Consider the following 25,441-nt stretch of genomic DNA (forward strand, 5'->3'; position numbering starts at 1 on the left):
ACCATGTCCACTCTTCGGGGGCAGCAGATTGATGAATCGCCATGACTACATCATCGTCGGCGCCGGCTCGGCCGGCTGCGTGCTGGCCAACCGGCTCAGCGCCAATCCGGCCACGCGCGTGCTGCTGCTGGAAGCGGGCCCGACCGACTGGAACCCGCTGATCCACATGCCCGCCGGCATCGCGCGGCTGGCCAACAATCGCCGCCTCAACTGGAACTACCGCACCGAAGCGGAGCCTGCGCTCAACCAGCGCCGACTGTGGTGGCCGCGCGGCAGGACGCTGGGCGGTTCCAGCTCGATCAACGCGATGTGCTACATCCGCGGGGTCGCTGCCGATTACGACGAGTGGGCCCGGGTCACTGGCGACCCGCGCTGGTCGTGGAACGAGGTGCTGCCCTGGTTCGTGCGCAGCGAAGACAACAGCCGCGGCGGAAGCCCGTTGCACGGCATGCACGGTCCGCTCGGCGTATCCGACCTTCGCCACGTCAACCCGTTGTCACGGATGCTGATCGAGGCGACCGCCAATGCGGGGCATCCGCGCAACGACGATTTCAACGGTGTCGGCCAGGCCGGCTTCGGCCTGTACCAGGTCACCCAGCGTGACGGCGCCCGCTGCTCGACGGCCGCGGCGTTCCTGAAACCGGCGCGCGGTCGCGCCAACCTGCAGGTACGCACGGGCGCGCTGGTCGAGCGCGTGCTGATCGAGCACGGTCGCGCCGTCGGCGTGCAGTTGCGCCGCGGCCGGCACGGCACGGGACGGATCGAGGGCGGCGAAGTGATCCTTGCCGCGGGCGCAATCAACTCGCCGCAACTGCTGATGCTGTCGGGACTGGGCCCGGCCGATCACCTGCGCGACCACGACATCGTGGTGCAGGCGGACCTGCCCGGCGTCGGCGGCAACCTGCAGGACCATCTGGACATCTGCACGCTCGATGGCAATGCCACCCGGATCAGCTACGACCACCTCAACGAACTGTCCGCGGGCCTGCGCTGGCTGCGCCATCGCGATGGACCGGGCAGTTCCAACGTGGCCGAGGCCGGCGGTTTCGTGCGCAGCCGCTTCGCCGGCGACGAGCGTTGCGACCTGCAGTTCCATTTCGTGCCGGCACTGCTCGACGATCACGGCCGCCACCGCCTGCCAGGCTACGGCTACACCCTGCACGCCTGCTACCTGCACCCGCGCAGCCGCGGCCGGTTGCGCCTGCACTCGGCCGATCCGGCGCAACCGATCGCGATCCACGCGAACTACCTGGGCGACCCGGAAGGCCATGACCTGAAGCTGATGATCGAGGCAGCGCGGCTGTCGCGCGAGATCCTGGACCAGCCCGCGTTCGCGCCCCATCGTGGCGCCCCGGTGTTTCCCGAACGCCGCATCGACACCGACGCCGAATACACCGACTTCATCCGGCGCAAGGCGGAGACCATCTATCACCCGGTCGGTACCTGCCGCATGGGCAACGACGATCGCGCGGTGGTCGACAGCGAATTGCGCGTGCGCGGCATCGACGGCCTGCGCGTGGTCGATGCTTCGGTGATGCCGGCGCTTCCCACCGGCAACACCAATGCGCCCACGATCATGATCGCCGAGCGGGCAAGCGCGTTGTTGGCGGGAAGCGGCGCGAATCAGACAGCGGCCTGATTCACCTCGTCACCGAGCGGCACCGGGCAATGCAGGCTGGCGCAGATCACGCGCAGCAGTTCGGCTTCTTCCACGCTGACCAGGTCGTCGGCGTTGATTGCCGCCACGAGAGCCTGGATCACCAGCTCCTTGGCGATCGGCAGGAGGTCGTCCAGATCATCCATCGCGCGCTCGAACGGCGCCTGCCAGGCCGCCGGCGGCGGCGTCCATTCGATCGCCTCGCCGGGAAAGACGCTCTGCATCGCCACCAGCCAGGCGCGCCGCGCGCGGGCTTCGCCGGAACAACCGCCCGCGGCAACCACGGCGCAGACCATGACCACGCTGGCGCGGCAAGCCGGCAGCTTCTTCGCGCCATCGACCGGCGCACGTCGAGGCTGCTGCGCCTCGCGCAACTGCAGGCGCAGGAGCCGGGCCAGACAATATTCGTTGAGGTCGACCCGGCCATCGGCATTGACCACCGCATCAAGCGTGTTCTGCAAAATCTGCTGACGCGCCGGCGGCAACTGCTTCAGCGCGGGAAAGGCCAGCGAGGCCAGCGGCAGCCGGGCACTCGGCGGCAGCTTCGCCACTTCGGCGGCGAAGTTCCGCACCGCCTGATGCACATCGTCGCCAAAGGCATCGGCGATGATGCGCCGTTGCGACGGCTGCGGTTCGGCCGCCGAGGCGGCCAGCGCCAGCACCACGGCAAGCGCCGGCTCGGGCTGCTGCACGGCTTCCCGCAAGCGCGTGGGCAGCGCCTGATGCAATGCGGCGGCGCGCTGGAACTGTCCGCTGGCCGGCATGCCGGCGCTCGCCGGCGCGCCGGCCAGCAGCGCCGGCGATACGGGAGGGATCGCCACTCCGGGAATGACCCCGGCACGCATCGCTGCCACAGCCGGTGCCGATGCCGACAAGGGGCTGGCCGCGGCTCGCATGGCCGCGCGCTGCATCGCCACGCCAATCCGGACCAGTTCCTCTTCGCGAAAGCCCGGTTCCAGTGCACGAATGCGCTGCAGCAGCGGCGGGTGGGTGGCGAACAGCGCATTGAAACGGCCGGCCTCACCGAACAGCATGTGTGCTACCTCCTGCTTGTTCGCCATCTGCAGGCGCGAGCCTTCGCCGAGCGCCGCGATCTTCTTCAGCGCGCCGGCAATGCCGTCGGTCTGGCGGGTGAACTGCACGGCCGAGGCATCGGCCAGCGCCTCGCGCGAGCGCGACACCGCAGCCTGGATCAGCCTCGCGAAGAAGTAGCCGATGTAGCCGACCACGATCAGCGCCAGCCCGATCAGCACCACCTGACCGCCGCCACGTCGACTGCTGCGGCCACCGCCGAACCCGATCACCCGCCGCCCTGCGATCGCCAGCACCAGGATGCCGAACAGCAGGCCCATCAGCCGGATGTTCAGTCGCATGTCGCCGTTCAGCACATGGCTGAACTCGTGCGCGATCACGCCCTGCAATTCATCGCGGGTGAGCTGGTCCAGGCAACCGCGGGTCACGCACACCGCGGCGTCCGATGCCGAATAGCCCGCGGCAAACGCGTTGATGCCGGGCTCGTCCGCCAGCAGGCAGATGTCCGGCACCGGCACGCCGGCCGCAATCGCCACTTCCTCGATCACGTTGCGCAGCTGGCGCAATGCGGGGTCGCGGGTATCGACCGCTACCACCACCGCGCCCACGCTTTCGGCGACGGCCCTGCCGCCGCCGGACAGGCTCCTGATGCGGAACCACGAACTGAGCCCGATGCCGGCGATCACCGCCAGGCTGCTGCCGAACAGCAGCGGCAGGTTCGAGCGCGCCGGCTCGCCGTCCACCGGGTGATGACCCAGCGTAAACCACACCACGGCGTCGATCGCCGCCACGATGGCAGCCACCGCCAGCACGAACAGCACGACCAGGCGCCGGCTGCTGCCACGCACGCGAGCCTGCTGCGCAAAGAAATCCATGGAGACTCCCGGACCTGCTTCGTGGCGTGGGCCACGAAGCAGCGGCGATCAGCTGAAGGAAACCTTCGGCACGTCGCGCACGGCGGGGTTCTCGATCTTCAACGATTCGGCGGCGGCGAAACCGAAACTGTTGGCCACGAACGAGGCAGGAAACACTTCGCGCTTGTTGTTGTAGGTCAGCACGGAATCGTTGTACGCCTGCCGCGCGAAGGCCACCCGGTTCTCGGTCGAGGTGAGCTCTTCGGACAGCTGCATCATGGTCTGGTTCGCCTTCAGGTCGGGATAGGCCTCCTGCAGCGCGAACAAATGACCCAAAGTCTGTGTCAAAGCATTTTCAGTGCTGGCCAGCTGCTGCATCGCAGCCGCGTCACCCGGCTTGGCCTTGGCGCCGGCCAGCCCGTTCACCGCCGCGTTGCGCGCCTGCACCACGGCCTCGAGGGTACCCCGCTCGTGGGCGAGGTAACCCTTGGCCGTCTCGACCAGGTTCGGTATCAGGTCATGTCGGCGCGTCAGTTGCACGTCAATCTGCGCGAACGCGTTCTTGTAGCCGTTGCGCGAAGTCACCAGTCCGTTGTAGATCGCCACGAAGTACAAGACAATCAGAACGACGACAATCAGAACAATGATCAGACCCATCGACAAATTCCTCACCCTGAGGCGCATCCCCACGCCGGAACCAGATCAGAATACCATGCAGTTTCACAAGCTCTTCCTGCTGGTCGCAGGCGCTCTCGGGCTGGCCTGTGCGCCGCTTTGCGCGAAGGCAGCGCCCTCTTCCGCCACACCGGCGCCAGCGCCCACCAGCGTGGGCCAGACGCCACAGAAGTTGCCGGCGGCACGCGTCAAGCAGACCCTTGCGGACTACCAGCGCTGGCTCAATCGCGTCGCGCAGCGCGATGCAGTAGCCGGACTCGCCACCGCGGTGGTGATCGACGGCAAGGTGGCCTACGAGGGCACGATCGGCTACACCGATGCCACCACGAAGGACCCGATCACGCCGCAGACCGTGTTCCGCCTGGCATCGCTGTCCAAGGCCTTCGCCACCGCGATGACCGGCCTGCTGGTCGACGACGGCAAGCTCGGCTGGGACACGAAACTGCTCGACGTGCTGCCGTACTTCAAGCTGAAGGACATGCAGGCTGCCGCACGGGCCACCGTCGGCGACATCCTGGGGCAGCGGCTGGGGCTGCCGCGAAACACCTACGACAACATGCTCGAAGGCGACACGTCCTACGAGGAACTGGTGCGCAAGCTGGACGAGGTCGACATGGTCTGCGGCGTCGGTCAGTGCTACGGCTACCAGAACGTCGCCTTCAGCATGATCGGCGACGTGGTGCTCGCGCGCACCGGCGACTTCTTCTATCACCAGGTCGACAAGCGCATCTTCTATCCGCTGGGCATGACCACCGCGAGCTATGGGCGCGCCGCCCTGGAATCCAGCAAGAGCTGGGCGCGCCCGCATCGTGGCAGCAGCCGTGGCTGGATTCCGTTCGATCCGAACGAGACCTACTACCGCGTGGCACCCGCCGCCGGCGTCAACGCCAGCATCCGCGACATGGAGAAATGGCTGATCGCGCAGATGGGCGGACGCCAGGACGTGTTGCCGACCTCGCTGCTCGACGTGCTGCATGCTCCGGGCGTATCCACACCCAGCGAACTGCACGCCACGCCCTGGCGTCGCGCCCGGCTCACCGATGCCCACTACGCGCTGGGCTGGCGCGTGTACGAATACGGCGGTGAAACCCTGATCTATCACGCCGGCGCCGTAGCCGGTTACCGCACCATGATCGGTTTCTTCCCGAAGTACCGTGCCGGCGTGGTCACCTTGTGGAACTCCACCGGCCCCACGCCCAGCGGACTGATGCCGATGGTGCTGGACGGCCTGCTCGGCCTGCCGCACGTCGACTGGGCCGAAATCGAAGGGCCGGCCAAGGCCGCCGCGCCGACCAGGGCCAGGAAACCGAAGCACAAGCCACGCGCGCGCCATCGGCCGGCACGCAAGCACTGAGGGCTGGCTTTCGCGGAAGGCGGTACCCGCTCACGCCGTGACCGTGCCCGCCGCGCGAGTCCGCACACCGAGGAAGAAGGCGCGCGCAGTCGCCTTCTTCACGGCCCCGGATTTTTGCTGGTCGAAAAAAAGGCGGCGCATGCAGAACATGCGCCGCCAGTCCATCGGTCACTTCCGGATCAGAGCTTGAACTCGATCCGCTGCTGCTTGATGCTGGACACCGCCTCACCATTCTTCATCGCCGGCGTGAAGCGGTAGCGCTCCACGGCATCGATGGCCGCACGGTCGAACACATGGCGCGGCTGCGACTCGAGCACCTTCACGTCACTGGTCTTGCCGTCGGGGTCGACGGTGAACGTGACCACGACCCAACCCTGCTGGCGTGTGCGCATGGCCGCGGTGGGATAGCGTGCCGGAGCGGCCTTCACCAGCACGGCGGCGGTGTTGGCCCCGCTCGCGCCGGACTGGTCCGCACCTGCTGCCGCAGCGCCGGTCGAGTCGGCGGCGTTGGCCGTCGTCGAGGTCGGCTGACTGGCCTGTTGCGCCGTGCGTGCCTGCTGCGCCTTCTGCTGTTCGGCGGCCAGCGCCTTCTGCTGTTCGGCCAGCTGATCGGCAGCGGCCTTGTCCGCCGCCGCCTTCTGCGCAGCGAGCTGCGCCGCCTTCTCCTGGTCGAGGGCCAACTGCTGCTGCTTGTCCAGGGTCTTGCGCTGGGCATCCAGCTTCGAACGCAGGATGGTCAGCGTGAAGTTCGCCGGATCCGCCTTGGCCAGCAGATCGATCTGGCGCTGGGCTTCATTGAAGTCACGCGAGTTGATCGCCTGCTCCGCCGAATTGGCAGCGAACGGGAACGTCTCGCGCAAGGCATCCGAAGCCACCTTGTTGCCCGGCTCCTTCTCCAGCACGCGCAGGTAGAACTCGAAGGCATTGTTGCCGGCCGGCGCCAGATAGCGCTGCTCGTTCATGGCCGTGCGAGCCTCGGCGAGCAGCTGGTTCAAATCCATCGCCGCCACGTTGGCCGGTGGCGGCGCCGCCCGCGTTGCGGTGGAAACCGGCGTGGACGGATGGCCACCCGAGTCGGCCATCACCAGGTCCTGGTGCGGCTTGATGATGAGGAACCACGCGCCTACGGCAAGCAGGACAACGATGGCGATGATGGCAATCATGGTGGGGCGAATGGCCCCGCGCGCATGCCGGCGCGTATCTAGTATGTATCGGGTATCCATGGTCTCTCACTGAGTGTCGACAGATACCCGCGCTTTTTCCCCCTGTACACCCAGGAGCGACGAATCCCCCGGATTCACCGCGGCGCGGATGTGCAGAAGGTAACTCCAATGGGACAGCACGGCAAATGGCGCAGATTCCGGACCGCCGGGGAAAGACGCCTCACCCGCCGGCGACTCGCCGGGCCCGGACGCGATGCGGGCCAGCGGGCCCCGCGCCTCCCGCCGGAAACTTTTCCGTCGCCGGAAACGAAGCGTCCCGGCCAGGCCGGGACGAATCTTTCGAAGTGCTCTCCCCGCGCTGGGCACCGCGGGGAGAGAAGTCGATTGCTTGTCTTATTGTTGGGTAACGCGGGTCGGCTTACTTCTTCGCTTTGGCTTTGGCGGTCTTGGTGGCCTTCACCACCTTGGCCGGTGCAGCTTTCTTGGCGGCAGCCTTCTTCGGCGCAGCCTTCTTCGCAACCTTCTTCACGGCAGCTTTCTTGGCAGCAGCCGGCTTCTTGGCAGCAGCCTTCTTGGCGGCCGGCTTCTTGGCGGCAACCTTCTTGGCTGCCGGCTTCTTCGCTACCGGCTTCTTGGCGGCAGCCTTCTTGGCGGCAACCTTCTTCACGGCGGGCTTCTTGGCGGCGGCCTTCTTGGCGGCCGGTTTCTTTGCAGCGGGTTTCTTGGCAGTGGCCATGGTTCGTCTCAGCTCCTCATCAGTTGGCAGTGGTTGCCCAGTAAAAGCGTGCAGGAACGCTTCGACCAACACGTCACTGTTGGTAGCGTGCCGAAGATTGTTCACTTGACGATGCGTGCGCAAATCAGAAAGCCGCCGCAATACATGCAGCGGAATCGAGACAGTGATCTTGCGTACTGCATTCGCCTTTTCACCGTGTTCGACGTACGGCTTGATGAATTTGGTTGTTGCCATAAAACGCATTCCCCGTGATCTGTTGCGAAAGCTATCCCTGAAGATTTCTGGTGTCAATTGATTTCAATCATGAAATCAACCCGCCCGACCGACCGCGATCCGCCCGGAACCACCACGCGACGCGGCCTGCGGGGTTTGCATGCATCTTTCAATTGGACGTCCATACTTCCAAACGGATTTTGGTCAGAATTTGACCAACACCTTGAAAGCCTTGTCCTGCAAGGCTTTCGCCATGCGCGATGAAAAAATGTCGAAAATCTGTCGCGCGAGAGTGCGTGTCTGGCGCGGGGCCAAACGGCCACCACAACACCGTCGCCGGCAGATGAACGGGACGCGACTGAAATCATTTTTCCGACCAGCCGAAAGATGGCCCCGATCCCGGGCCGGGCAGGTCCGGAACGCGTCGTCGACCGGATGAGGCGTCCCGACTTCTCCAGGAAGGACGACGTGCGAGCACGCGCTCGCGGACCGATCGATCGTCGCCGCGCTCCGTCCGAAAACTGCGTGACGGAAAATTGCCGAGGAAGATTGCAGCGAAAAATCCACGCGAACTTGCCGACGATTCACCGCTGATCCTGCGCTGCCGTGCCGGGAAAATGCGGCGCGATTCGCCTTGCGAAAAGAGCGCTCCGACGCAGCACGGCTAACCATCCCGAGCAGGCAAACCGCTATCGCAAAAACGGCGCCGGCCGCAAAAGCGGCCGGCGGAACATCACTCGACGAGCGAAAGACTCAGTGGTCTTCGTTCTCGACCACATCCTGGTAGTCGTTCGCATCCAGCAGCTCGTCGAGCTCGGCCCGATCGCTGGGACGCACCAGGAAGATCCAGCCTTCACCGAAGGCATCCTCGTTGATGGTTTCCGGCTTGTCATTGAGCAGCTCGTTGACCTCGACAACCTCGCCCGAGACCGGGGAGTAGATGTCCGAGGCCGCCTTCACCGACTCCACCACGGCAGCGCCGGCGCCGGCCTTCACCGCCGAACCGACTTCAGGCAGCTCGACGTAGACGAGGTCGCCAAGCTGGCCCTGCGCGTGATCGGAGATGCCCACCCGTACCAGGCCGTCGTCTTCGACGCGGGCCCACTCGTGGGATTTGAGAAATTTCAGATCGCCGGGAATCTCGCTCATGATCGGGGTCCACTCATTGGGTTGGGTTGCAGGCGGTGATTCTAGCCACATCCGCCTGCGGGAAGAATGTGCCGCGAGCGGCACGCACATGACGACAGCCTAGATCCCTTCGCAGGGTTTGCCGTCGCGCACGAAGGGATATTTCACCAGACGCACCGGCACCTCGCGACCGCGGATGTCGACGCGCACGTCACCCGGCGCGCCAGCCGGGATGCGCGCGAACGCCACCGCCTTGTTCAGGGTGGGCGCAAAGCTGCCCGAAAGGATCTCGCCCTCGCCGTTCGCGGTCAGCACCTTCTGGCCGTGACGCAGCACGCCCTTGTCATCCAGCACCAGCCCGACCATCACGCGCGGCACGCCGGCAGCCTTCTGCTGCTCCAGCGCGGCGCGACCGATGAAGTCGCGTCCCTCGTCCAGCGCGATGGTCCAGGCCAGGTTCGCCTCCCACGGCGTGACCGTCTCGTCCATGTCCTGGCCATACAGGTTCATGCCCGCCTCCAGGCGCAAGGTGTCGCGCGCGCCGAGGCCGGCCGGTGCGACACCCGCCGCAGCCAGCGCCTCCCACAGGGCGACGGCATGCTCGGCGGGAACCACGATCTCGAAACCGTCCTCGCCGGTGTAACCGGTGCGCGCCACGAACAGTGGCATGCCGTGCGGCCCCTGCGCCGCGGCAGCGGCAAACTTGCCGAGCTTCTCGATGCGCGCGCGATCCACTTCATGCAACAGTCCCAGCACCTTGGCGCGGGCAGCCGGACCCTGCACCGCGATCATCGCGAACTCGGGACGCTCCTTCACCTGCACCTCGAACGCCTGCGCCTGAAGCTCGATCCAGGCCAGGTCCTTGGCGCGGGTGCCGGCGTTGACCACCAGCCGGTAGAACTCGTCGCCCAGGTAATACACGATCAGGTCGTCGATCACGCCGCCACGCTCGTCGAGCATGCAGGAATACAGCGCCTTGCCTTGCACCTTCAGCTTGTCGACGCTGTTGGCCAGCAGGTGGCGAAGGAAGTCGCGGACCCGCGCACCGTGCAGATCGATCACGGTCATGTGCGAAACGTCGAACATGCCGGCCTCGCGGCGTACCGCGTGATGCTCCTCGATCTGCGAGCCGTAGTTGATCGGCATGTCCCAGCCACCGAAATCGACCATGCGTGCACCGAGTGCGCGATGGGTGGCATTGAGTACGGTCTTCTCGGTCATTGCGACGCAGCCTAGCGGAGGGAATGGGCCATTATCCCCGCCAGCACCCGGCAATCCAAGCCGAGCCCCCTGCCTGCCCGCTCAGTCCAGACCGGGCAGGCTGGCGATGACCTGTTCGGCCAGTGCCTCGGCACGCCGACCGTCGGCCAGCAGGTGGACTTCCGCCGCCTCGGGCCTTTCATAAGGTGCATCAATGCCGGCGAAATTGCGGATCGCGCCGGATCGCGCCTTGCGGTACAGCCCCTTGAGATCGCGTCGCTCGCATTCCTCCAGCGAGGCGTCCACGAACACCTCGATGAACTCGCCCGGCTCGAACATGTCGCGCGCGGAACGGTTACCGGGTGCGGAAGGCCAGCTGCACTTCGCGCAGAATGTGAACACGCCCGGCTTCGAGCTCGTCGAGATGGGATGAGAGCCTCGCGATGCGAGATCAGGAGCGGCGTCGATGCGGCAGGTACCGCGTGTCAGCCGATCCTCAGGCAAGCACCGGATAGGTCGGGTCGGCATCCAGCGTCGCCGCGCATACTGCCGCCAGTTCCAGCAGGCGCAGATCCGAACCGCGCGCACCGACCAGCTGCAGTCCCACCGGCATGCCGTTGGGCAACGTTCCCATCGGCAGGCTCACCGCGGGGCAACCGGCCAGGCTGGCGAAGCTGGTGAGGTCGGCCTGCGAATCGGGCACCGGGCCATCCAGCGGGAACGCACCCTGGGGCGTGGTCGGCATGACCAGCACGTCGACCCGGGAAAACAGCCGGCGCATTTTCAGCGTGGCCGCATCCAGCACGCGGTCGGCCGCCGCATAATCCGCCGCGCTCTTGCGGCCGGCGTAGCCGAGCATCTGACGGAAGCGCTCCGATACCGGGCGCTCGGTGTTGGCCAGGTCGGCGGCGAAGGTGCCGAGCATCTCCGCCTCCATCAGCAGCAGGCCGGCGCGGCGCGTGCGGGCGAAATCCCAGTCGGCGAAATCCACCGTGCGCCGATCGCCCAGCGCATGCGGGAGTTTCGCCAGCGCCGACTCGAACACCTCGATCACCTCCGGCTGCACGCCCACGCCAGCGAGATCCGGCAGCAGGCCGGCGCGCAGGTTGCCCGGCTCCCAGTCCGGCAGGGCGAACGCGACACGCCGACGGCGCGAGCGCGCATCGTCGGCGTCGTAGCCGGCCAGCACCTGCAGCAGGACGGTCAGGTCGTCGGCGCTGCGCGCCAGCAGGCCGACGGCATCCAGTCGCCGCGCCGCCGGCACCAGGCCACGGGCGGAAATTTCGCCGTGCGTCGGCTTCAATGCATACAGGCCGCAGTAGCTCGCCGGGATGCGGATCGAGCCGAGACTGTCCGAACCCACCGCAGCCACCGCCAGGCCTGCGGCGACGGCTGCCGCCGCGCCGCCGGAAGAGCCGCCGGCGGTGTAGCCGTGCCGGTGCGGATTGTGGGTGGCGCCGAAGTGCGGATTGTCGGTGGTGGCGCCCAGCGCGCCTTCGTCCATGTTGGTCTTGCCCACCAGCAGCGCGCCGGAAGCACGCAGCCGCGCCACCACGTGGGCATCCTCCTGCACCGGCTTGCCGCGACCGGGGAGGCCGACCCGCGTAGGCCAGCCGGCGATGTCGAAGTTGTCCTTCACCGCCAGCGGAATGCCGTCCAGCCGTCCGATCACGCCGTCGCGACGACGCCGGTCCGCCAAGTCCGCCTGATCCTGCAGCAGGCCCGAACGATGGTCGACATAAGCATGCAGTTCGGGGTCCAGCCGTTCGATCGCCTGCTGGTAGACATCGGCCAGCACGCGCGGCTGCACGCGGCCGGTGGCCAGCCAGTGCAGCAACTGGCAAAGCGAGGCACGACGCAAGTCGAGATCGGCGATCGGCGGCATCGAATTCATGAAAACTCCCTGAGAATGCCCCGATTATCACCGCGTCCGGTGAAGTGAATGCAAGCGGTGGCGCAGCACGCGTTGCCGCGCGGCGCCCGAAACCGGACAATGGTCGCCTGATCCATACCCCGACGCACGGCAGCCGCCTGCGCCCACACCTCGCATCCCGGAGTCCGCCATGAGCGAACGCGAAACCATGGAATACGACGTCGTCGTCGTCGGCGCCGGCCCGGCGGGACTGTCATTCGCGATACGACTCAAGCAACTGAAGCCCGACGTGAACGTCTGCGTGATCGAGAAAGCCTCGACCATCGGCGCGCAGATCCTCTCCGGCGCGGTGATCGAGCCGCAGCCGCTGGACGCCCTGCTGCCCGGTTGGCGCGACAGTCCGCCGCCGATCTGCGTGCCCGCGGGCGACGATGAATTCTGGCTGCTCGGCAAGGACGGCGGCCGCAAGCTGCCGGTACCGCCGGGCATGCGCAACCACGGCAACTTCATCGTGTCGCTGGGCGCGATGTGCGCATGGCTGGCGCCCCAGGCCGAGGCGCTGGGCGTGGACGTGTTCCCCGGTTTCGCCGCTGCCGACAACATCTACAACGAAGACGGCTCGGTCGCCGGCGTGCGCATCGGCGACATGGGCGTGGCGAAGGACGGCACGCACAAGCCCGGTTACACCGAAGGCATCGACATCAGGGCGAAAGTCACCGTACTGGCCGAGGGTGCCCGCGGCAGCCTCACCAAGCAGTTGATCAAGCGCTTCAAGCTCGACGCCGACAGCGATCCGCAAGGCTATTCCATCGGCATCAAGGAGCTGTGGCAGCTGCCCGCCGGCCGCGTCACGCCGGGCAAGATCGTGCACAGCTTCGGCTGGCCCGCCGACACGCATACCTATGGCGGCAGCTTCATGTACCACCTGGACAAGGATCGCATCGCGCTCGGCTACATCAGCGGGCTCGACTACAGCGACCCGGAATACAAGCCGTGGGAGGCCTTCCAGCAGTGGAAGAACCACCCGATGGTGAAGCCGGTGCTGGAGGACGGCACGATCCTGTCGGCCGGCGCGCGCGCCATCGTCACCGGCGGCTGGCAGTCGCTGCCGAAGTGCGAGATGCCCGGCGCGATCCTGATCGGCGACACCGCCGGCCTGCTCAACGTGCCCAAGGTGAAAGGCACCCACCAGGCACTGAAGAGCGGCATGCTGGCCGCCGAGCATCTCGCCGCGAACGGCCTGGACGCCGCCGGCTTCGACGCGAAGCTGCGCGGCTCGGACGTGATGGCCGAACTGAAGAAGGTGCGCAACATCAAGCCCGCGTTCAAGAAGGGCCTGTGGTTCGGACTGCTCAATGCGGCGTGGGAAACCGTCACCGTCGGCCTGTCGCCGTGGACGCTGAAGAACAAGGCCGACTGGTCCTCGCTGCACAAGCTCGGTGCCCAGGAAGAACCGAAGCGCGACTACGTGCAGCGCACGCTTGCCCCGCGCGACCGCCTGGCCGGCGTCTACTTCGCCGCCACCGAGCACGACGAAGACCAGCCGATCCACCTGCACGTGGCCGACACCGACATCTGCGCCACGAAGTGCGTCGAGGAATACGACAATCCCTGCACCCGCTTCTGTCCCGCCAACGTCTACGAGATGGTGGCCGACGAAAGCCAGCCGCACGGCAAGCGCCTGCAGGTCAACGCGGCCAACTGCGTGCACTGCAAGACCTGCGACATCAAGGACCCGTACGAGATCATCACCTGGGTCACGCCGGAAGGCGGTTCGGGCCCGAACTACCAGAACCTCTGAGAAGCCGCCCATGATTTCCGGCACATGGCGGCGTGGCTTCCCGGCAAACCGGCATGACTGACGCCCTGGCCCAGCTCACCGGACAAGGCTATGCGGTGATCCGCAACGCCGTGTCCGTGGCCGCGTGCGAGCGCGCGCTGGCCGGCATCGATGCGTTCAAGCGGGTGCACCGTGCGGCGATCCGCGACAATGCCAACGAACACGGCCAGCTCTACCGGGTGGTGAACATGCATCTGGCGATCGATGCACTGGCCGACGTGTTTGCGGAAAACTCCGCGTTGGCCACCTGCGATCGCTTTTTCGGGGAACCAGCCACGCTCTACACCAGCCTGTATTACGAACGTGGCTCCGAGCAGGCGCTGCATCGCGACACGCCGTACTTCTGCACGCGCCCGGCCGACCGCTACCTGGGGATGTGGCTGGCGCTGGATGACGTCGATGCGGACAACGGGCCGCTGCGGGTGGTACCGCGCAGTCATTTGTTGCCGGCGATCGACGTGGCCGCACTGGCGCGGGAACTGTTTCCCGACCCCGCCTCGATCCCGCCGATCTCCGATCTCGGCTGGAACGCTTACCAGGCCGCCGTGCAGCGGCAGTGCGACGAGCGCGGCATGCTTGCGCAAGAGATCCACGTGAAGCGTGGCGACATGATCATCTGGCACCCGTCGATGTTCCACGGCGGTTCGCCTCATCAGGTCAGGCAGCGCTCACGGCGCAGCCTGGTCATGCACGTCACGCCGCAAGGCGTACCGGTGCATCACATCGATGTGTTCTTCGATCCCGACAAGCCGGTTGCGGCAAAGGCGGACTGGCGCTACTACCGACACGGCCAGCGCCGGATCGCACGCTTCCGCGAGATCGATTTCGGCCATACCCACAAGCTGGCGGTTCGCCGGTGGCGCTGGCCGTGGCCATGACCCGCGTGGCGATGACGCTCGCCTGCAGGGGTTCGGCCACCGACAATGGCCGCCGCAATCCCCGGAGGAAGCAGTCCTGATTTCCCACCTGCGATGGCGCCTGAAGCGCTTGGTCTATATCAGCCGCCGCATCGCCGCCAGCCTGGCGCTGCGCGGCGTGCGCGGTACGCTGGCGCGCGTCGCGCAGGAGTTCCAGGCGCGTCCCGCGTTCGACGAGGCGCTGGCGCTGTTGCCGCTGGACGAGCCGTTCGCACCCTTTGCGTTGCCCGTCAGCGGGCAGCCTCGTGTCTCGGTGATCATCCCGATCCACGGCAAGCTTGCCTATACCCTCGCCTGCCTGCGTTCGCTGGCGCGACATGGAGCCCGGACGGCTTTCGAAGTGATCGTGGTGGATGACGCGTCGCCGGACGACAGCGCCGCGACACTCGCCCGGATCGCCGGCCTGCATCTGGTGCGCAACGCGGACAACCTCGGCTTCGTCGGCAGCTGCAACGCCGGTGCGGCCGCCGCCCGCGGCGAGTTCCTGCTGTTCCTCAACAACGACACCCAGGTCACGCCGGGCTGGCTGGATGCGCTGCTGCAGTGCTTCGCCGATCATCCCGACTGCGGCATCGCGGGCAGCAAGCTGGTGTATCCGGACGGCCGCCTGCAGGAAGCCGGCGCACTGGTGTTCGCCGACGGCAGTTGCTGGACCACCGGTCGCTTCGAGCCGCGCCAGGCCGCGACGTTCCGCTGGCGTCGCGAAGTCGACTACGTCTCCGGCGCGGCCTTGCTGATCCGCCGCGAGGTCTTCCGGCAGGTTGGCGGTTTCGACCTGCGTTACGCCCCGGCCTACTACGAGGATGTCGACCTGGCCTTCGCCGTGCGCCGGCTCGGCCTGCACGTGTACTACGAGCCGGCCAGCACGGTGATCCATTGCGAAGGCATCAGCGCGGGTACCGATCTCGATCGCGGCATGAAACGCCACCAGCGCCTCAACCAGCTGACCTTCGTCGACAAATGGGCCACCGAACTGGCAGCCCAGCCACCGGTTGGCACGGCGGTGGAACGGGCGATCCGCTGGCGCCAGCGCGGCCTCGTGCTGGTGGTGGATGCGATGACGCCGGAACCGGCGCGCGACTCGGGCTCGCTGCGGCTGTGCGCGATCCTGGGCCTGCTCGACGGACAAGGCTGGGGCACCGTCTTCCTGCCCGACGACGGCCGCGCCAGTCCCGCGGAGATCGATGCGCTGGGCACGCTGGGCTGCGAGGTGCTGTGCCGGCCCGCAGTGGCCGACCTGCCGCATTGGCTGCGCCGGCACGGCCACGAGCTGCATGCGGTGATCCTGTGCCGCCACACGGTGGCAGGCCAGTACGCCGCCGCCGTCCGTCGCCACGCGCCGCAGGCCCGGCTGATCTTCGACACCGTGGACCTGCACTTCCTGCGCGAGGGCCGCGCTGCCGAAGTGGGTGGCAGCGCAGCGATGGCCCGCCAGGCGGAAGCGGCACGCCGCAGCGAGCTGGCCCTGATCGAACAGTCCGACGTCAGCCTGGTGGTCAGTCCGCACGAACAGGACTTGCTGGCGCAGCTGCTGCCCCGGGCGCGGGTGGAGCTGCTGTCGAACATCCATACCGTGCAGGCTTGCCGGCGCGCTCACCACGAGCGGCGCGACCTGGTCTTCATCGGCGGCTACGGCCACCCGCCGAACAGCGACGCGCTGCGCTGGATCGCCACGGAAATCCTGCCGAAACTGCGCGAGTTCTCACCGGAGATTACCGTGCACGTGCTCGGCGACATGCCCGACACCGCGCGGCGCGAACTGGCCGTGCCCGGCATGGAACTGCACGGGCGCGTCGCCGAGCTGACGCCATGGCTGGATGCCTGCCTGGCGTCCCTCGCACCGCTGCGCTTCGGTGCCGGCGTGAAGGGGAAGATCAACATGGCGATGAGCCATGGCGTGCCGGTGATCGCCACGCCGGTGGCGGTCGAAGGCATGCAGCTTGTCGATGGTCGCGACGTGCTGGTGGCCAGCGACGCCGCCGGTTTCGTCGACGCGGTCCTGCGGCTGCAACGCGACGAGGCGCTCTGGCGGCAACTGTCGGCCGGCGGCCAGGACAACGTGCGCCAGCACTTCTCGCCCGAGGCCGCCGACGCCACCCTGCGCCGGGTGCTGGATTGACCACCGGTCTTCCAGCGCCGATGCTGCGGCATTGCCCCTGATCCTCCGTCATGCCCTCCTCTCACTTCGCCAAGCGACTCCTGTTCACCGCGCTGCGTGCCGGCTTCCGCCTCACGCCGATGCCGGCGACCACGCGTGACCGGCTGCGCCAGCAATTTCTGGACCGTCACGCCGACCTGCTGCCACCCGGTCCGCGCGGACAGGCGGGCAGCGGCTCGCAGGTCGAACACCGGCTGCGCACCAGCGCGGACGCGCGTGCCATCGGCTTCGCACCGCATCGCGCCGGCAACCTGCCGGCATCGCTGCCCGCCACCGTGGTCGCGTTCTACCTGCCGCAGTTCCACCCGATTCCGGAGAACGACGCATGGTGGGGCGCAGGCTTCACCGAGTGGCACAACGTGACCCGCGCCCTGCCGCAATTCGAGGGGCACGCGCAGCCACGCCTGCCCGGCGAACTGGGCTTCTATGACCTGCGCCAGCCCGACGCCATGCGCCAGCAGATGACGCTGGCCCGCGAGTACGGCCTTGGCGCGTTCTGCAGCTATTTCTACTGGTTCGCCAGCAAGACCCTGCTGGAGCAGCCGCTGCAGCAATGGCTGGCCGATCCCGCGCTCGATCTGCCGCTGTGCCTGTGCTGGGCCAACGAGAACTGGTCACGCCGCTGGGACGGTCGTGCGGACGACATCCTGATCGGCCAGCGCCACGACCATGCCGATGATCATGCCTTCATCGCGCACGTCGCGCGTTACCTCACCGACCCGCGCTACCTGCGCGTCGACGGCAAGCCGCTGTTGCTGGTCTATCGACCCGGCCTGCTGCCGGACGCGAAGGCCACCGCCGCGCGCTGGCGCGAGTGGTGCCGGGGCAACGGCATCGGCGAGATCCAGCTGGCCTATGTGCAGAGCTTCGATTGCGTCGATCCGCGCACGATCGGCTTCGATGCCGCGGTCGAATTCCCGCCGAACAACACCACGCTCGACCCGATCACGGCCAGGCAGCGCCTGCTCAATCCGGACTATCACGGCGACGTGCATGACTGGCGCGAACTGGCCCGACAGTCGATGGCGCAAGCCGATCCGCCCTATCCGCGCTATCCCGCGGTCAACCCGGGCTGGGACAACGAGCCGCGGCGCAGCGGGCGCGGCCGGGTGTTCGCGCATGCCTCGCCGCGCGGCTACCGCGACTGGTTGCGTCATGCGGTGGCCACCGCGCGACGGCGCTTTCCGGCGCAACCGCTGGTCTTCGTCAACGCCTGGAACGAATGGGCCGAAGGCGCGGTGCTCGAACCGGACAGGCGGCTCGGCCACGCCTGGCTCGAAGCCACCCGCAACGCACTGCAGGCCGAAGCGACCCCGGACGCGCGACCCTGCGCGGTGATCCACATCTGGTACCCCGAACTGCTGGACGAGCTGGTCGCCGCGCTGCGCGCCAGCAATATCGACTGGCGCATCGTGATCACCACCGCGCACGAGCGCGAACAGGCAGTGCGCGAGCGCGCCGGCCAACTTGGCCTGGACGCCGAGATCGACGTGTTCGAGAACCGCGGCCGCGACATCCTGCCGTTCCTGCACGTGGCCAACCGCCTGCTCGACGAAGGCGTGACCACGGTGCTCAAGCTGCACGGCAAGCGCTCCACCCATCGCCAGGACGGCGAGGCCTGGCGCCGCGAACTGCTCGACAAGCTGCTTGCGCCGGAACGGGCCAGTCGCATCGCCGCCGCCTTCCGCGACGACGCGGAGCTGGGCTTGGTGCATGCCGAAGGGCACCTGCAACCGCTGGACTACTACTGGGGCGCTAACCAGGACAACGTCGACTACCTCACCCGCCGTCTGGGCATCGCGGCCCCAAACGTGGAGACCGACAGCTTCATCGCCGGCAGCATGTTCTGGGTGCGACCGGCGGCGTTTCGCCCGCTGCTCGACGCCCATCTGGAGATGGCGGGATTCGAAGCCGAAGCGGGCCAGCTCGATGGCACGCTGGCCCATGCGATCGAGCGGGTCTTCAGCCTCGCCGCGCGTAGCGGAGGATTCACCGTGAAGAGCACGGCCGGGCTGCTGGGGCTGCTCGACGCCGCCCCCGGACCGTATCCCTATGCCCGGCGAAGCGGCTGAGGCTGCGTCGCATCGCCGCAGACCCGCCCCGTTTCGTACGAATGTTTGAAGCCGGTTAGAATGGCGGCTCCCGCGCCCCCGCAGGGGTGGTCCATGAGGTCAAGGAATCGCAGATGAAAATTCTGGTCGGCTACAAGCGCGTCGTTGATTACAACGTGCGCATCCAGGTCAAACCCGACGGCAGTGGCGTGGTCACCGACGGCGTGAAGCTCTCGGCCAACCCGTTCGACGACATCGCGCTGGAAGAGGCGCTGCGCCTGCGCGAGAAAGGCGTCGCCGACGAGGTGATCGTGGTCGGCATCGGTCCGGCCGATCTCACCGCGCACCTGCGCAACGGCCTGGCGATGGGTGCGAATCGCGCCATCCACGTGACCACCGCCGATGCCGTGCAGCCGCTGACCGCCGCCCGCGTGTTCCTGAAGCTGGTCGAGAAGGAACAGCCGGGCCTGGTGATCCTGGGCAAGCAGGCGATCGACGACGACGCCAACCAGACCGGCCAGATGCTGGCCGCGCTGTGGGACCGCCCCCAGGCCACCTTCGCCAGCCAGGTCGAGATCGCCGACGGCAAGGCCACGGTGACGCGCGAAGTGGACGCTGGCCTGGAAGTGATCGAGGCCGAGCTTCCCGCGGTGATCACCACCGACCTGCGCCTCAACGAGCCGCGCTTCATCAAGCTGCCCGACATCATGAAGGCCAAGAGCAAGCCGATCGACACGATCGAGTTCGGCTCGCTCGGCGTCGAGGCACACGACCACCTCAAGACCACCCACCATGCCGCGCCGGCCAAGCGCAGCAAGGGCGTGATGGTGAAGGACGCGGCCGAACTGGTCGCCGCGCTGAAGCAGAAAGGGCTTTTGTGATCGTCCCTGATCAGGCCCCGGCCATCCATGGCCGGACTTTCGAATAAAGCTCCCCACGCTCCAAGTTTGAGGAAACCCCATGAGCAAGATCCTGGTCATCGCCGAACACCTCGGCGGCAAACTCAACTCCGCCACCGCACGCGCCGTGAGCGCCGCGATCGCCATCAAGGGCGAGGCGATCGACGTGCTGGTGCTGTCGGACGCGCCCGATGCGATCGCTGCCGAGGCCGCGCAGATCGACGGCGTGAGCCGCGTGCTCACCGTCGCCAGGCCCGAGAACGCGCATCCGCTGGCCGCCGTGCTGGCGCCGCAGATCGCCAGGGCCGCCGCCGGTTACAGCCACGTGTTCGTGCCGTCCACCACGTTCGGCAAGGACGTCGCCCCGCGCGTCGCCGCCCTGCTCGGGGTGGCCCAGGTCAGCGACGTGATGAGCGTCGAGGCCGCACACACCTTCAAGCGCCCGATCTACGCCGGCAACGCCATCATCACGGTCGAGGCCGATGCCGCCCACACCGTCGTGGCGACCATCCGCTCGGCCTCATGGCCGGCCGCCGCCACCGGCACCAACGGCGCGCCGGTCGAGGCACTGGCCATCGACGTCGCCCTGCCCACGCACACCCGCTTCATCGAACTGAAGCAGGGCAGCAGCGACCGCCCCGACCTGCAGAGCGCGAGCAAGGTCGTCTCTGGCGGCCGCGGCGTGGGCTCGAAGGAAAACTTCGACATCATCTTCAAGTTCGCCGACCGGATCGGCGCGGCCGTGGGTGCCTCGCGCGCCGCCGTCGACGCCGGCTACGTGCCCAGCGACCTGCAGGTTGGCCAGACCGGCAAGATCATCGCGCCCGAGCTGTACATGGCGATCGGCATCTCCGGCGCCATCCAGCACCTCACCGGCATCAAGGACGCCGGCACCATCGTGGCGATCAACAAGGATGCCGAGGCGCCGATCTTCGAAATCGCCGACTTCGGCCTGGTGGGTGACCTGTTCAAGATCATCCCGGAGCTGGAACAGGCACTGGGCTGAGAACCGAAGGGGCAGGATCGGCGCTGTCGGGTGCCCTGGCCAGAACGCCCTCCGCTCCGCCCCCGCCCGGCGCGCCCGATAGCGCAATCACGAGGCTATCGGGTGGCCACAATCACCAGTTGCTCGTCGCCGATGTGACCATATTCCAGGGACCAGTAAGCCTCGATCCGCGCCCCTCTGAAACCGGCGGCCTCAAGCTCATCCAGAAGCTGCCAACCGAAATGGTAGTAACACAGGATGCCTCCATGGGGATCGACCGGGTCCCCGTGGAATTCCGGCGCAAGCAGGTGTTCTACCTCGCCGTCCGACCCGATACGCGCGCGGACGATGTTCTTCTCGGATAGCAGTGCGAATGGAACGGAAAGAACAAGCCCCCCATCGTCCTTCAATACGCGCCTGAACTCCGCGAGAGCCTTCCGGTAGTCCGGAACGTGTTCGAGAACATCGAAACTGAGGACGTAATCGAAGGATTGGTCACGAAAGCTCAGCGCGGTCACATCCTCATGGCGGATGCCACGCGCATCCACGCTGCCTGATACAAGGTCGTCACCGAGATACTCGCTCTTCGCGAGCTTGCGGTAGCGCCGACTCAGGCGGCTCGCCAGGGCCGTGACCTGTTCCGTCAGATACAGCGATGAACCTCGCGGTGCCAGGCGTTCGATCAGCTGGGCACACAACCGCAAGCGATTGTTGAGACCGCAACTCGGGCACACCAGGCGCTCACGCCAGTTCACATGGGTGCCGTCGGAATAGTTCCGGTCGTACAGAAACTCCCGGGTCGTGGAACAAACCCAGCATTCCCCGGCCAGAATGCCCTGTTCGTCCTCGCCCAGCTGCTCCTCCAGCCGGCTTTCAAGAAGCCGCCGCTGATGGAACTCTTCGGCATGAGCCTCAATCAGGGTCTTGCATTCGGTGAAAGAGCCGAGCGTCAAATGCCAGAGGTTCCGGTCCGCATGCCTGGCCGAACGGCTGGCACTGTCCCGGATGAACAGGCCCCGCGCAAGACTACTGATCCTGTTCAGCACTAGGCTCTCCCTATGCGGCAAGCTGCCGCGTTGGTGGTTCACTGCTTGTCATTGAACCGGACCAGCCTGCCCTGCGAAACGCCCTGCCCAGAAAGCCGGTGCATCGCCCCGTCCGATCATTCATGGAGCGGCAGGAAACCGGCTGCGCTCGCAAGACGCGCCCGCGCCCCGAAAAGGCACCGACAGGTCCGCCATGTTACAGCGCCTCACTGGCCGGCGCTGTCAGGGCGGAAGGGTGGACTTTCTCTGCGCGTCTCGACGATGCGGGTCGCCAACGAGAGCGGATGAGAGCCATGACATCATGACAAAGTTCGAGAGCGTCCGCCGGGAGAGCACCAGCGATACAGCCGCCGCCACGACCGCGGAACCCGTCAGGACCACCGGCCAGGGGATCCGCAGCAGGATCGCCGCAAGGCCGACCGAGACCGCCTTGAGCAGGAAGCCATGCAGGATGTATGCGCTGATGCTGTACTGCCCCGCAGTCGCGATGATGCCATCGCGGCGTGGCACAAGAATGAGGAACGCCCCCGATGCAACGATGACCGCGGCAAGATGGACAGCTCTGGTGGCAACGGCCTCCAGCCCCGTGACGCGAAGCTGGCCGTAATTAGTATTTCCATACAGCCAGTGCATGTCGAAATGATTGTGCATCGCCATGAAGATCACGACGCAGCAAAGGATCCCGGCAGCTGCAATCTTGACCGACACCTTTTCGCCCCATGCCGAGATCGCTCCGAAAAAGTAGTGTCCCGCCATGAACACCGGCAGGAACACCAGGATTCGCTGGGTGGTGGGGGGCAGATCGCCGAGAAACCCGGCGACGAGCGACAGCAGGATGGCTATCGTCCAGCGCGCGGTCACTTTCATCGTGTCGAATAGAGGAAGCAACACGCGCCAGGCGGCCAATGCCGCTAGATACCACAGCAGCCACCACGGCTGGTCCAGGTTTGCGACTCTGGGGCCGGGCCACCACGCAAAATGGTCGAGCAGCCAAGCAGCGAATTGAAACACCGCGAGTGGCACGAGAAGGCGCGAGACCACGCCGGACAACGCCTTCCTGCTCAGTTCGCTGCTGCACACCGCCCCGGACAGGAAGATCAGTGCAGGAATGTGCACCAGATAAATGGAGCGATAGACGACCAGGAGCTGGGAGCGTTTCCAGATGACCAGCTCCAGCAGGTGACCGAGCACCACCAGCGCAATCAGCGCCCAGCGGGCGTTATCAATATAGGCGCTTCTTCGCATCAACGGTCCCGACCTTCCCGCAAATCACTCTATCACGGGCGACAACGTTCTTTTCCGGTGTGGATCTGCGGCGGCTGCATCGAGGAAAATTCATGCTCTACGGCAAGCCTGCAGGGCGACCCTGCGACGCTCACGCAGGTGATGACGTCCCGACGGCCGGGTTTCGGCGCGTAGTGATCCGTCACTTTTTCACATCGTTGCAAGGTGTGGTTTCGATGGTGTGCCGACCAAGAACTCTGCCATTGGAAGTCTCCAGCACCAGGGTCGAACCGTCTGCAATCCACTTGCCGGTATCCTTGTCGCCCTTGGGGGAACCCTGGTACCAGAGCACCTTGGGATTGCCCACTTTGTAGATATAGATGCGTACGGGGTCTGTCGTGACCGACTGGGCATCCCAGCTCACATGGGCAACGATGTTGGGACCACGGCATTCCGGAAAGGAGGCCGGCGTCACGTCAAACCTGGCACCGCGACCGCAGCCGGCGAGCAGCGAGACGGCGACGATGCCCGCAAGAGTGATCAAAGATGAATTGCGCATGTCAGTGATTCTGCCCGGCCTGGACGCCAAGAGTCCCCTGCACGGGCGACTCGCCGATGTTCTTTTCCAGCCCGCCCTTCAGATACAGACGCGCCAGCGAATAGATACCCTGCATGACCTCATCTTCATGCCTTGCCCCTGACTCCTCCTGCAGCGCGACTTCCGACTTGGCAATCAGCCGGTAGTAGGGCGTTTCCCTGATGCCTGCAGCGCGCAGGATCTCGCTGCCGATCATCCAGGACTGGACGTGCCGATTGGCATGAGCGAGATCGCTCCCCACGACAAACCATGGCACGAACTGCGAGGGGCCGGTCTTGCCATCGTCGAACTCGGCCGCCTTGTACACATGCTGCAGCCCGGGCAGATGATCACCGTAGAACACCAGAACATAGGGACGCTTGCGCGCCGCGAGAAAATCCCACAGCCGCCCCAGCTGCGTGTCCGCATTCTCGATGTGGTAAAGGTAGTTGCCGTATTCCTGTGCTTCCTTGCCCGACAAGTTCGATGGAATCGGAATCGCGGCCCGCTGCGCCTGGTCCCTGGTCGGGACATGCAGATACGGTCCGTGCGCCTCGATGCTTATGGCGAAGATGAGCGTTGGCTTGCTGGCTTTCCCGAGCTGATCGATGATCTGGTCGGTCATGGCGGAATCGGCGTAATACCAGCCGTCGCGCTTGGCGTCTCGCGGAAAATCATCCGCTGTAATGAACTTGTCGAAGCCGATCGCCTTGAAGGCCTTGGCCCTGTTCCAGAAGTTTCCGTCGTTGCCGTGGATGGCGACGGCGGCGTAACCGTTGTTGCGGGCCACGTCGATGATGCTGGGGATCGCTTTCTGGGTGATCTGCAGATACGGAAATTCGATGGCCGGGTAGGTCTCCATGGGAATGCCCGTCAGCACCTCGAACTCGGTACGCAATGTACCGCCGCCGAAAGTCGGCGCTTCCATGCTCCCGCCGATGCCGCTGGCCAGTGCACGATGCAGGTTCGGCAGGATCGTGCTGGTGTCATCGACATCTTTCAGGATGCCCGGATCAAAAAAGGACTCACTCTGAACCACCACGATATCCGGTCGCTGTCCGACCGCCAGGTGTTCCGGCAACGCCGGACCGACGTCCAGCTTCAGGAATGCGTCGACCGCCTGCTGATTTACCGGCACCTCGAGCGCACGTCGGCGCTCGGCACTGGTATACACAATCGAGCTGAACAAGCCCGAGTGAAGAATGCTCTGCATCGGGGACCACGCGATCACCCGCAGGTTGTCCGCGCCATATATGCGACCCACCCAACGCGAGCCGGAGCCGATCCCGACCATGCACGAGACCACGAGCACCGCGACGATTGCCCGTGCGATGCTCCGACGCCGGAAGATGACCGGTTCCAGCCAGAACGAGAGTGCAAACAGGCCGATGATTGCAACCAGGCCTGCAACCACGTAGCGGAGGTTGACGTAATTGGCCAGAAGTTCGACGGTCGCGGCATGCAGGTTGCCAAGAAGATACACATCGCTGAACGCGACCGGCACATCCAGGTATCTCAATTTCATCATGTTGGCGGCATACACCACAGCCACCAGGGTCAGACTGATGATCAACGACAACAACGCCCGATTGCACAGCGTCAGTAGCAGCAGGAAGACCAGGATTGCCGGCACGGAGTTGACCAGGAATCCGTAGCTGAAGAGGTACGCATCCAGTTCGACCCTGATCGACGCCCGATCCATCAGCCAGCTGAAAACCGCGATCAGGGCAGACAGCGCGATCACGATGGCAACCCTGATTGCGCGCCCGCTGCCCTTTGACTCGCGTGATGAAATCGCTTTGCTCACCGCATATAGCCTCTTGAATGGAATTGCCCCCGCAGCGTGAATTTTCACGCTG

At 66.1% G+C, this 25,441-nt stretch carries 20 protein-coding genes and 1 pseudogene; 8 read left to right on the forward strand and 13 right to left on the reverse strand.

Annotated elements, in window-relative coordinates:
* Window positions 1-31 precede the first annotated feature (31 nt).
* Window positions 32-1,639, forward strand: coding sequence for a GMC family oxidoreductase (locus I6J77_RS14660; RefSeq protein WP_204109573.1), 1,608 nt, complete (start codon window positions 32-34; stop codon window positions 1,637-1,639).
* On the opposite strand, the gene I6J77_RS14665 is transcribed toward I6J77_RS14660, so the two are convergent.
* Complete coding sequence (locus I6J77_RS14665; RefSeq protein ID WP_204109574.1) at window positions 1,624-3,564, reverse strand: M48 family metallopeptidase; 1,941 nt, start codon at window positions 3,562-3,564, stop codon at window positions 1,624-1,626. The genes I6J77_RS14660 and I6J77_RS14665 overlap by 16 nt on opposite strands.
* A gap of 48 nt (window positions 3,565-3,612) precedes the next feature.
* Window positions 3,613-4,200: a LemA family protein gene (locus I6J77_RS14670; RefSeq protein ID WP_204109575.1), complete on the reverse strand. Its 588-nt coding sequence runs from the start codon at window positions 4,198-4,200 to the stop codon at window positions 3,613-3,615.
* Between the two features lie 55 nt (window positions 4,201-4,255).
* On the opposite strand from I6J77_RS14670, the gene I6J77_RS14675 reads away from it, so the two are divergent.
* Window positions 4,256-5,572, forward strand: a complete 1,317-nt coding sequence (locus tag I6J77_RS14675) for a serine hydrolase (RefSeq protein ID WP_204109576.1) — start codon at window positions 4,256-4,258, stop codon at window positions 5,570-5,572.
* Between the two features lie 30 nt (window positions 5,573-5,602).
* On the opposite strand, the gene I6J77_RS17880 is transcribed toward I6J77_RS14675, so the two are convergent.
* From I6J77_RS17880 to I6J77_RS14705, 7 genes and pseudogenes are all read right to left on the reverse strand, one after another.
* Window positions 5,603-5,737: a hypothetical protein gene (locus I6J77_RS17880; RefSeq protein WP_255519750.1), complete on the reverse strand. Its 135-nt coding sequence runs from the start codon at window positions 5,735-5,737 to the stop codon at window positions 5,603-5,605.
* 14 nt (window positions 5,738-5,751) lie between these two features.
* Window positions 5,752-6,795 (reverse strand): energy transducer TonB, encoded by a 1,044-nt coding sequence (locus I6J77_RS14680; protein WP_056716284.1) that lies wholly within the window; start codon window positions 6,793-6,795, stop codon window positions 5,752-5,754.
* Between the two features lie 358 nt (window positions 6,796-7,153).
* Complete coding sequence (gene metJ / locus I6J77_RS17915) at window positions 7,154-7,705, reverse strand: met regulon transcriptional regulator MetJ (RefSeq protein WP_082542781.1); 552 nt, start codon at window positions 7,703-7,705, stop codon at window positions 7,154-7,156.
* A gap of 732 nt (window positions 7,706-8,437) precedes the next feature.
* Window positions 8,438-8,833 carry a glycine cleavage system protein GcvH gene (gene gcvH, locus I6J77_RS14690; protein WP_056717402.1) on the reverse strand — a complete coding sequence of 132 codons (396 nt, stop codon included), beginning with the start codon at window positions 8,831-8,833 and terminating at the stop codon, window positions 8,438-8,440.
* 99 nt (window positions 8,834-8,932) lie between these two features.
* Entirely contained in the window at window positions 8,933-10,033 is a 1,101-nt protein-coding gene (gcvT, locus tag I6J77_RS14695; protein WP_204109577.1) for a glycine cleavage system aminomethyltransferase GcvT, read from the reverse strand.
* Window positions 10,034-10,114: 81 nt separating this feature from the next.
* A pseudogene (locus I6J77_RS17825) lies at window positions 10,115-10,366 on the reverse strand (adenylyl-sulfate kinase); the annotation flags it as partial.
* A gap of 142 nt (window positions 10,367-10,508) precedes the next feature.
* Complete coding sequence (locus I6J77_RS14705; protein ID WP_204109579.1) at window positions 10,509-11,906, reverse strand: amidase; 1,398 nt, start codon at window positions 11,904-11,906, stop codon at window positions 10,509-10,511.
* A 169-nt stretch (window positions 11,907-12,075) separates the two neighbouring features.
* On the opposite strand from I6J77_RS14705, the gene I6J77_RS14710 reads away from it, so the two are divergent.
* The 6 genes from I6J77_RS14710 (at window position 12,076) to I6J77_RS14735 (ending at window position 20,756) form a co-directional block, all read left to right on the forward strand.
* Window positions 12,076-13,686: an electron transfer flavoprotein-ubiquinone oxidoreductase gene (locus I6J77_RS14710; protein ID WP_204109580.1), complete on the forward strand. Its 1,611-nt coding sequence runs from the start codon at window positions 12,076-12,078 to the stop codon at window positions 13,684-13,686.
* Between the two features lie 53 nt (window positions 13,687-13,739).
* A complete protein-coding gene (locus tag I6J77_RS14715) occupies window positions 13,740-14,603 on the forward strand; it encodes a phytanoyl-CoA dioxygenase family protein (protein ID WP_204109581.1) in 864 nt (287 codons plus the stop codon).
* A gap of 109 nt (window positions 14,604-14,712) precedes the next feature.
* On the forward strand, window positions 14,713-16,761 hold the full coding sequence (locus I6J77_RS14720; RefSeq protein WP_239309026.1) for a glycosyltransferase: 2,049 nt from the start codon (window positions 14,713-14,715) through the stop codon (window positions 16,759-16,761).
* 50 nt (window positions 16,762-16,811) lie between these two features.
* Window positions 16,812-18,872: a glycoside hydrolase family 99-like domain-containing protein gene (locus I6J77_RS14725; protein WP_204109582.1), complete on the forward strand. Its 2,061-nt coding sequence runs from the start codon at window positions 16,812-16,814 to the stop codon at window positions 18,870-18,872.
* Window positions 18,873-18,985: 113 nt separating this feature from the next.
* A complete protein-coding gene (locus I6J77_RS14730) occupies window positions 18,986-19,732 on the forward strand; it encodes an electron transfer flavoprotein subunit beta/FixA family protein (RefSeq protein WP_204109583.1) in 747 nt (248 codons plus the stop codon).
* A gap of 79 nt (window positions 19,733-19,811) precedes the next feature.
* Window positions 19,812-20,756: an electron transfer flavoprotein subunit alpha/FixB family protein gene (locus I6J77_RS14735; RefSeq protein WP_204109584.1), complete on the forward strand. Its 945-nt coding sequence runs from the start codon at window positions 19,812-19,814 to the stop codon at window positions 20,754-20,756.
* A gap of 95 nt (window positions 20,757-20,851) precedes the next feature.
* Here the strand turns inward: I6J77_RS14735 and I6J77_RS14740 are convergent, their stop codons facing one another.
* From I6J77_RS14740 to I6J77_RS14755, 4 genes are all read right to left on the reverse strand, one after another.
* Window positions 20,852-21,781, reverse strand: coding sequence for a class I SAM-dependent methyltransferase (locus I6J77_RS14740; protein ID WP_204109585.1), 930 nt, complete (start codon window positions 21,779-21,781; stop codon window positions 20,852-20,854).
* 222 nt (window positions 21,782-22,003) lie between these two features.
* The gene (locus I6J77_RS14745; protein ID WP_204109586.1) at window positions 22,004-23,026 is read right to left on the reverse strand and encodes an acyltransferase family protein; all 1,023 of its coding nucleotides are present in this window, start codon (window positions 23,024-23,026) and stop codon (window positions 22,004-22,006) included.
* 181 nt (window positions 23,027-23,207) lie between these two features.
* Window positions 23,208-23,564 carry a hypothetical protein gene (locus tag I6J77_RS14750; protein ID WP_204109587.1) on the reverse strand — a complete coding sequence of 119 codons (357 nt, stop codon included), beginning with the start codon at window positions 23,562-23,564 and terminating at the stop codon, window positions 23,208-23,210.
* Window position 23,565: 1 nt separating this feature from the next.
* Window positions 23,566-25,389, reverse strand: coding sequence for an LTA synthase family protein (locus I6J77_RS14755; protein ID WP_204109588.1), 1,824 nt, complete (start codon window positions 25,387-25,389; stop codon window positions 23,566-23,568).
* Window positions 25,390-25,441 lie beyond the last annotated feature (52 nt).

The sequence above is a fragment of the Rhodanobacter sp. FDAARGOS 1247 genome (genome assembly GCF_016889805.1).
In the GTDB taxonomy this organism is placed as follows: Bacteria; Pseudomonadota; Gammaproteobacteria; order Xanthomonadales; family Rhodanobacteraceae; genus Rhodanobacter.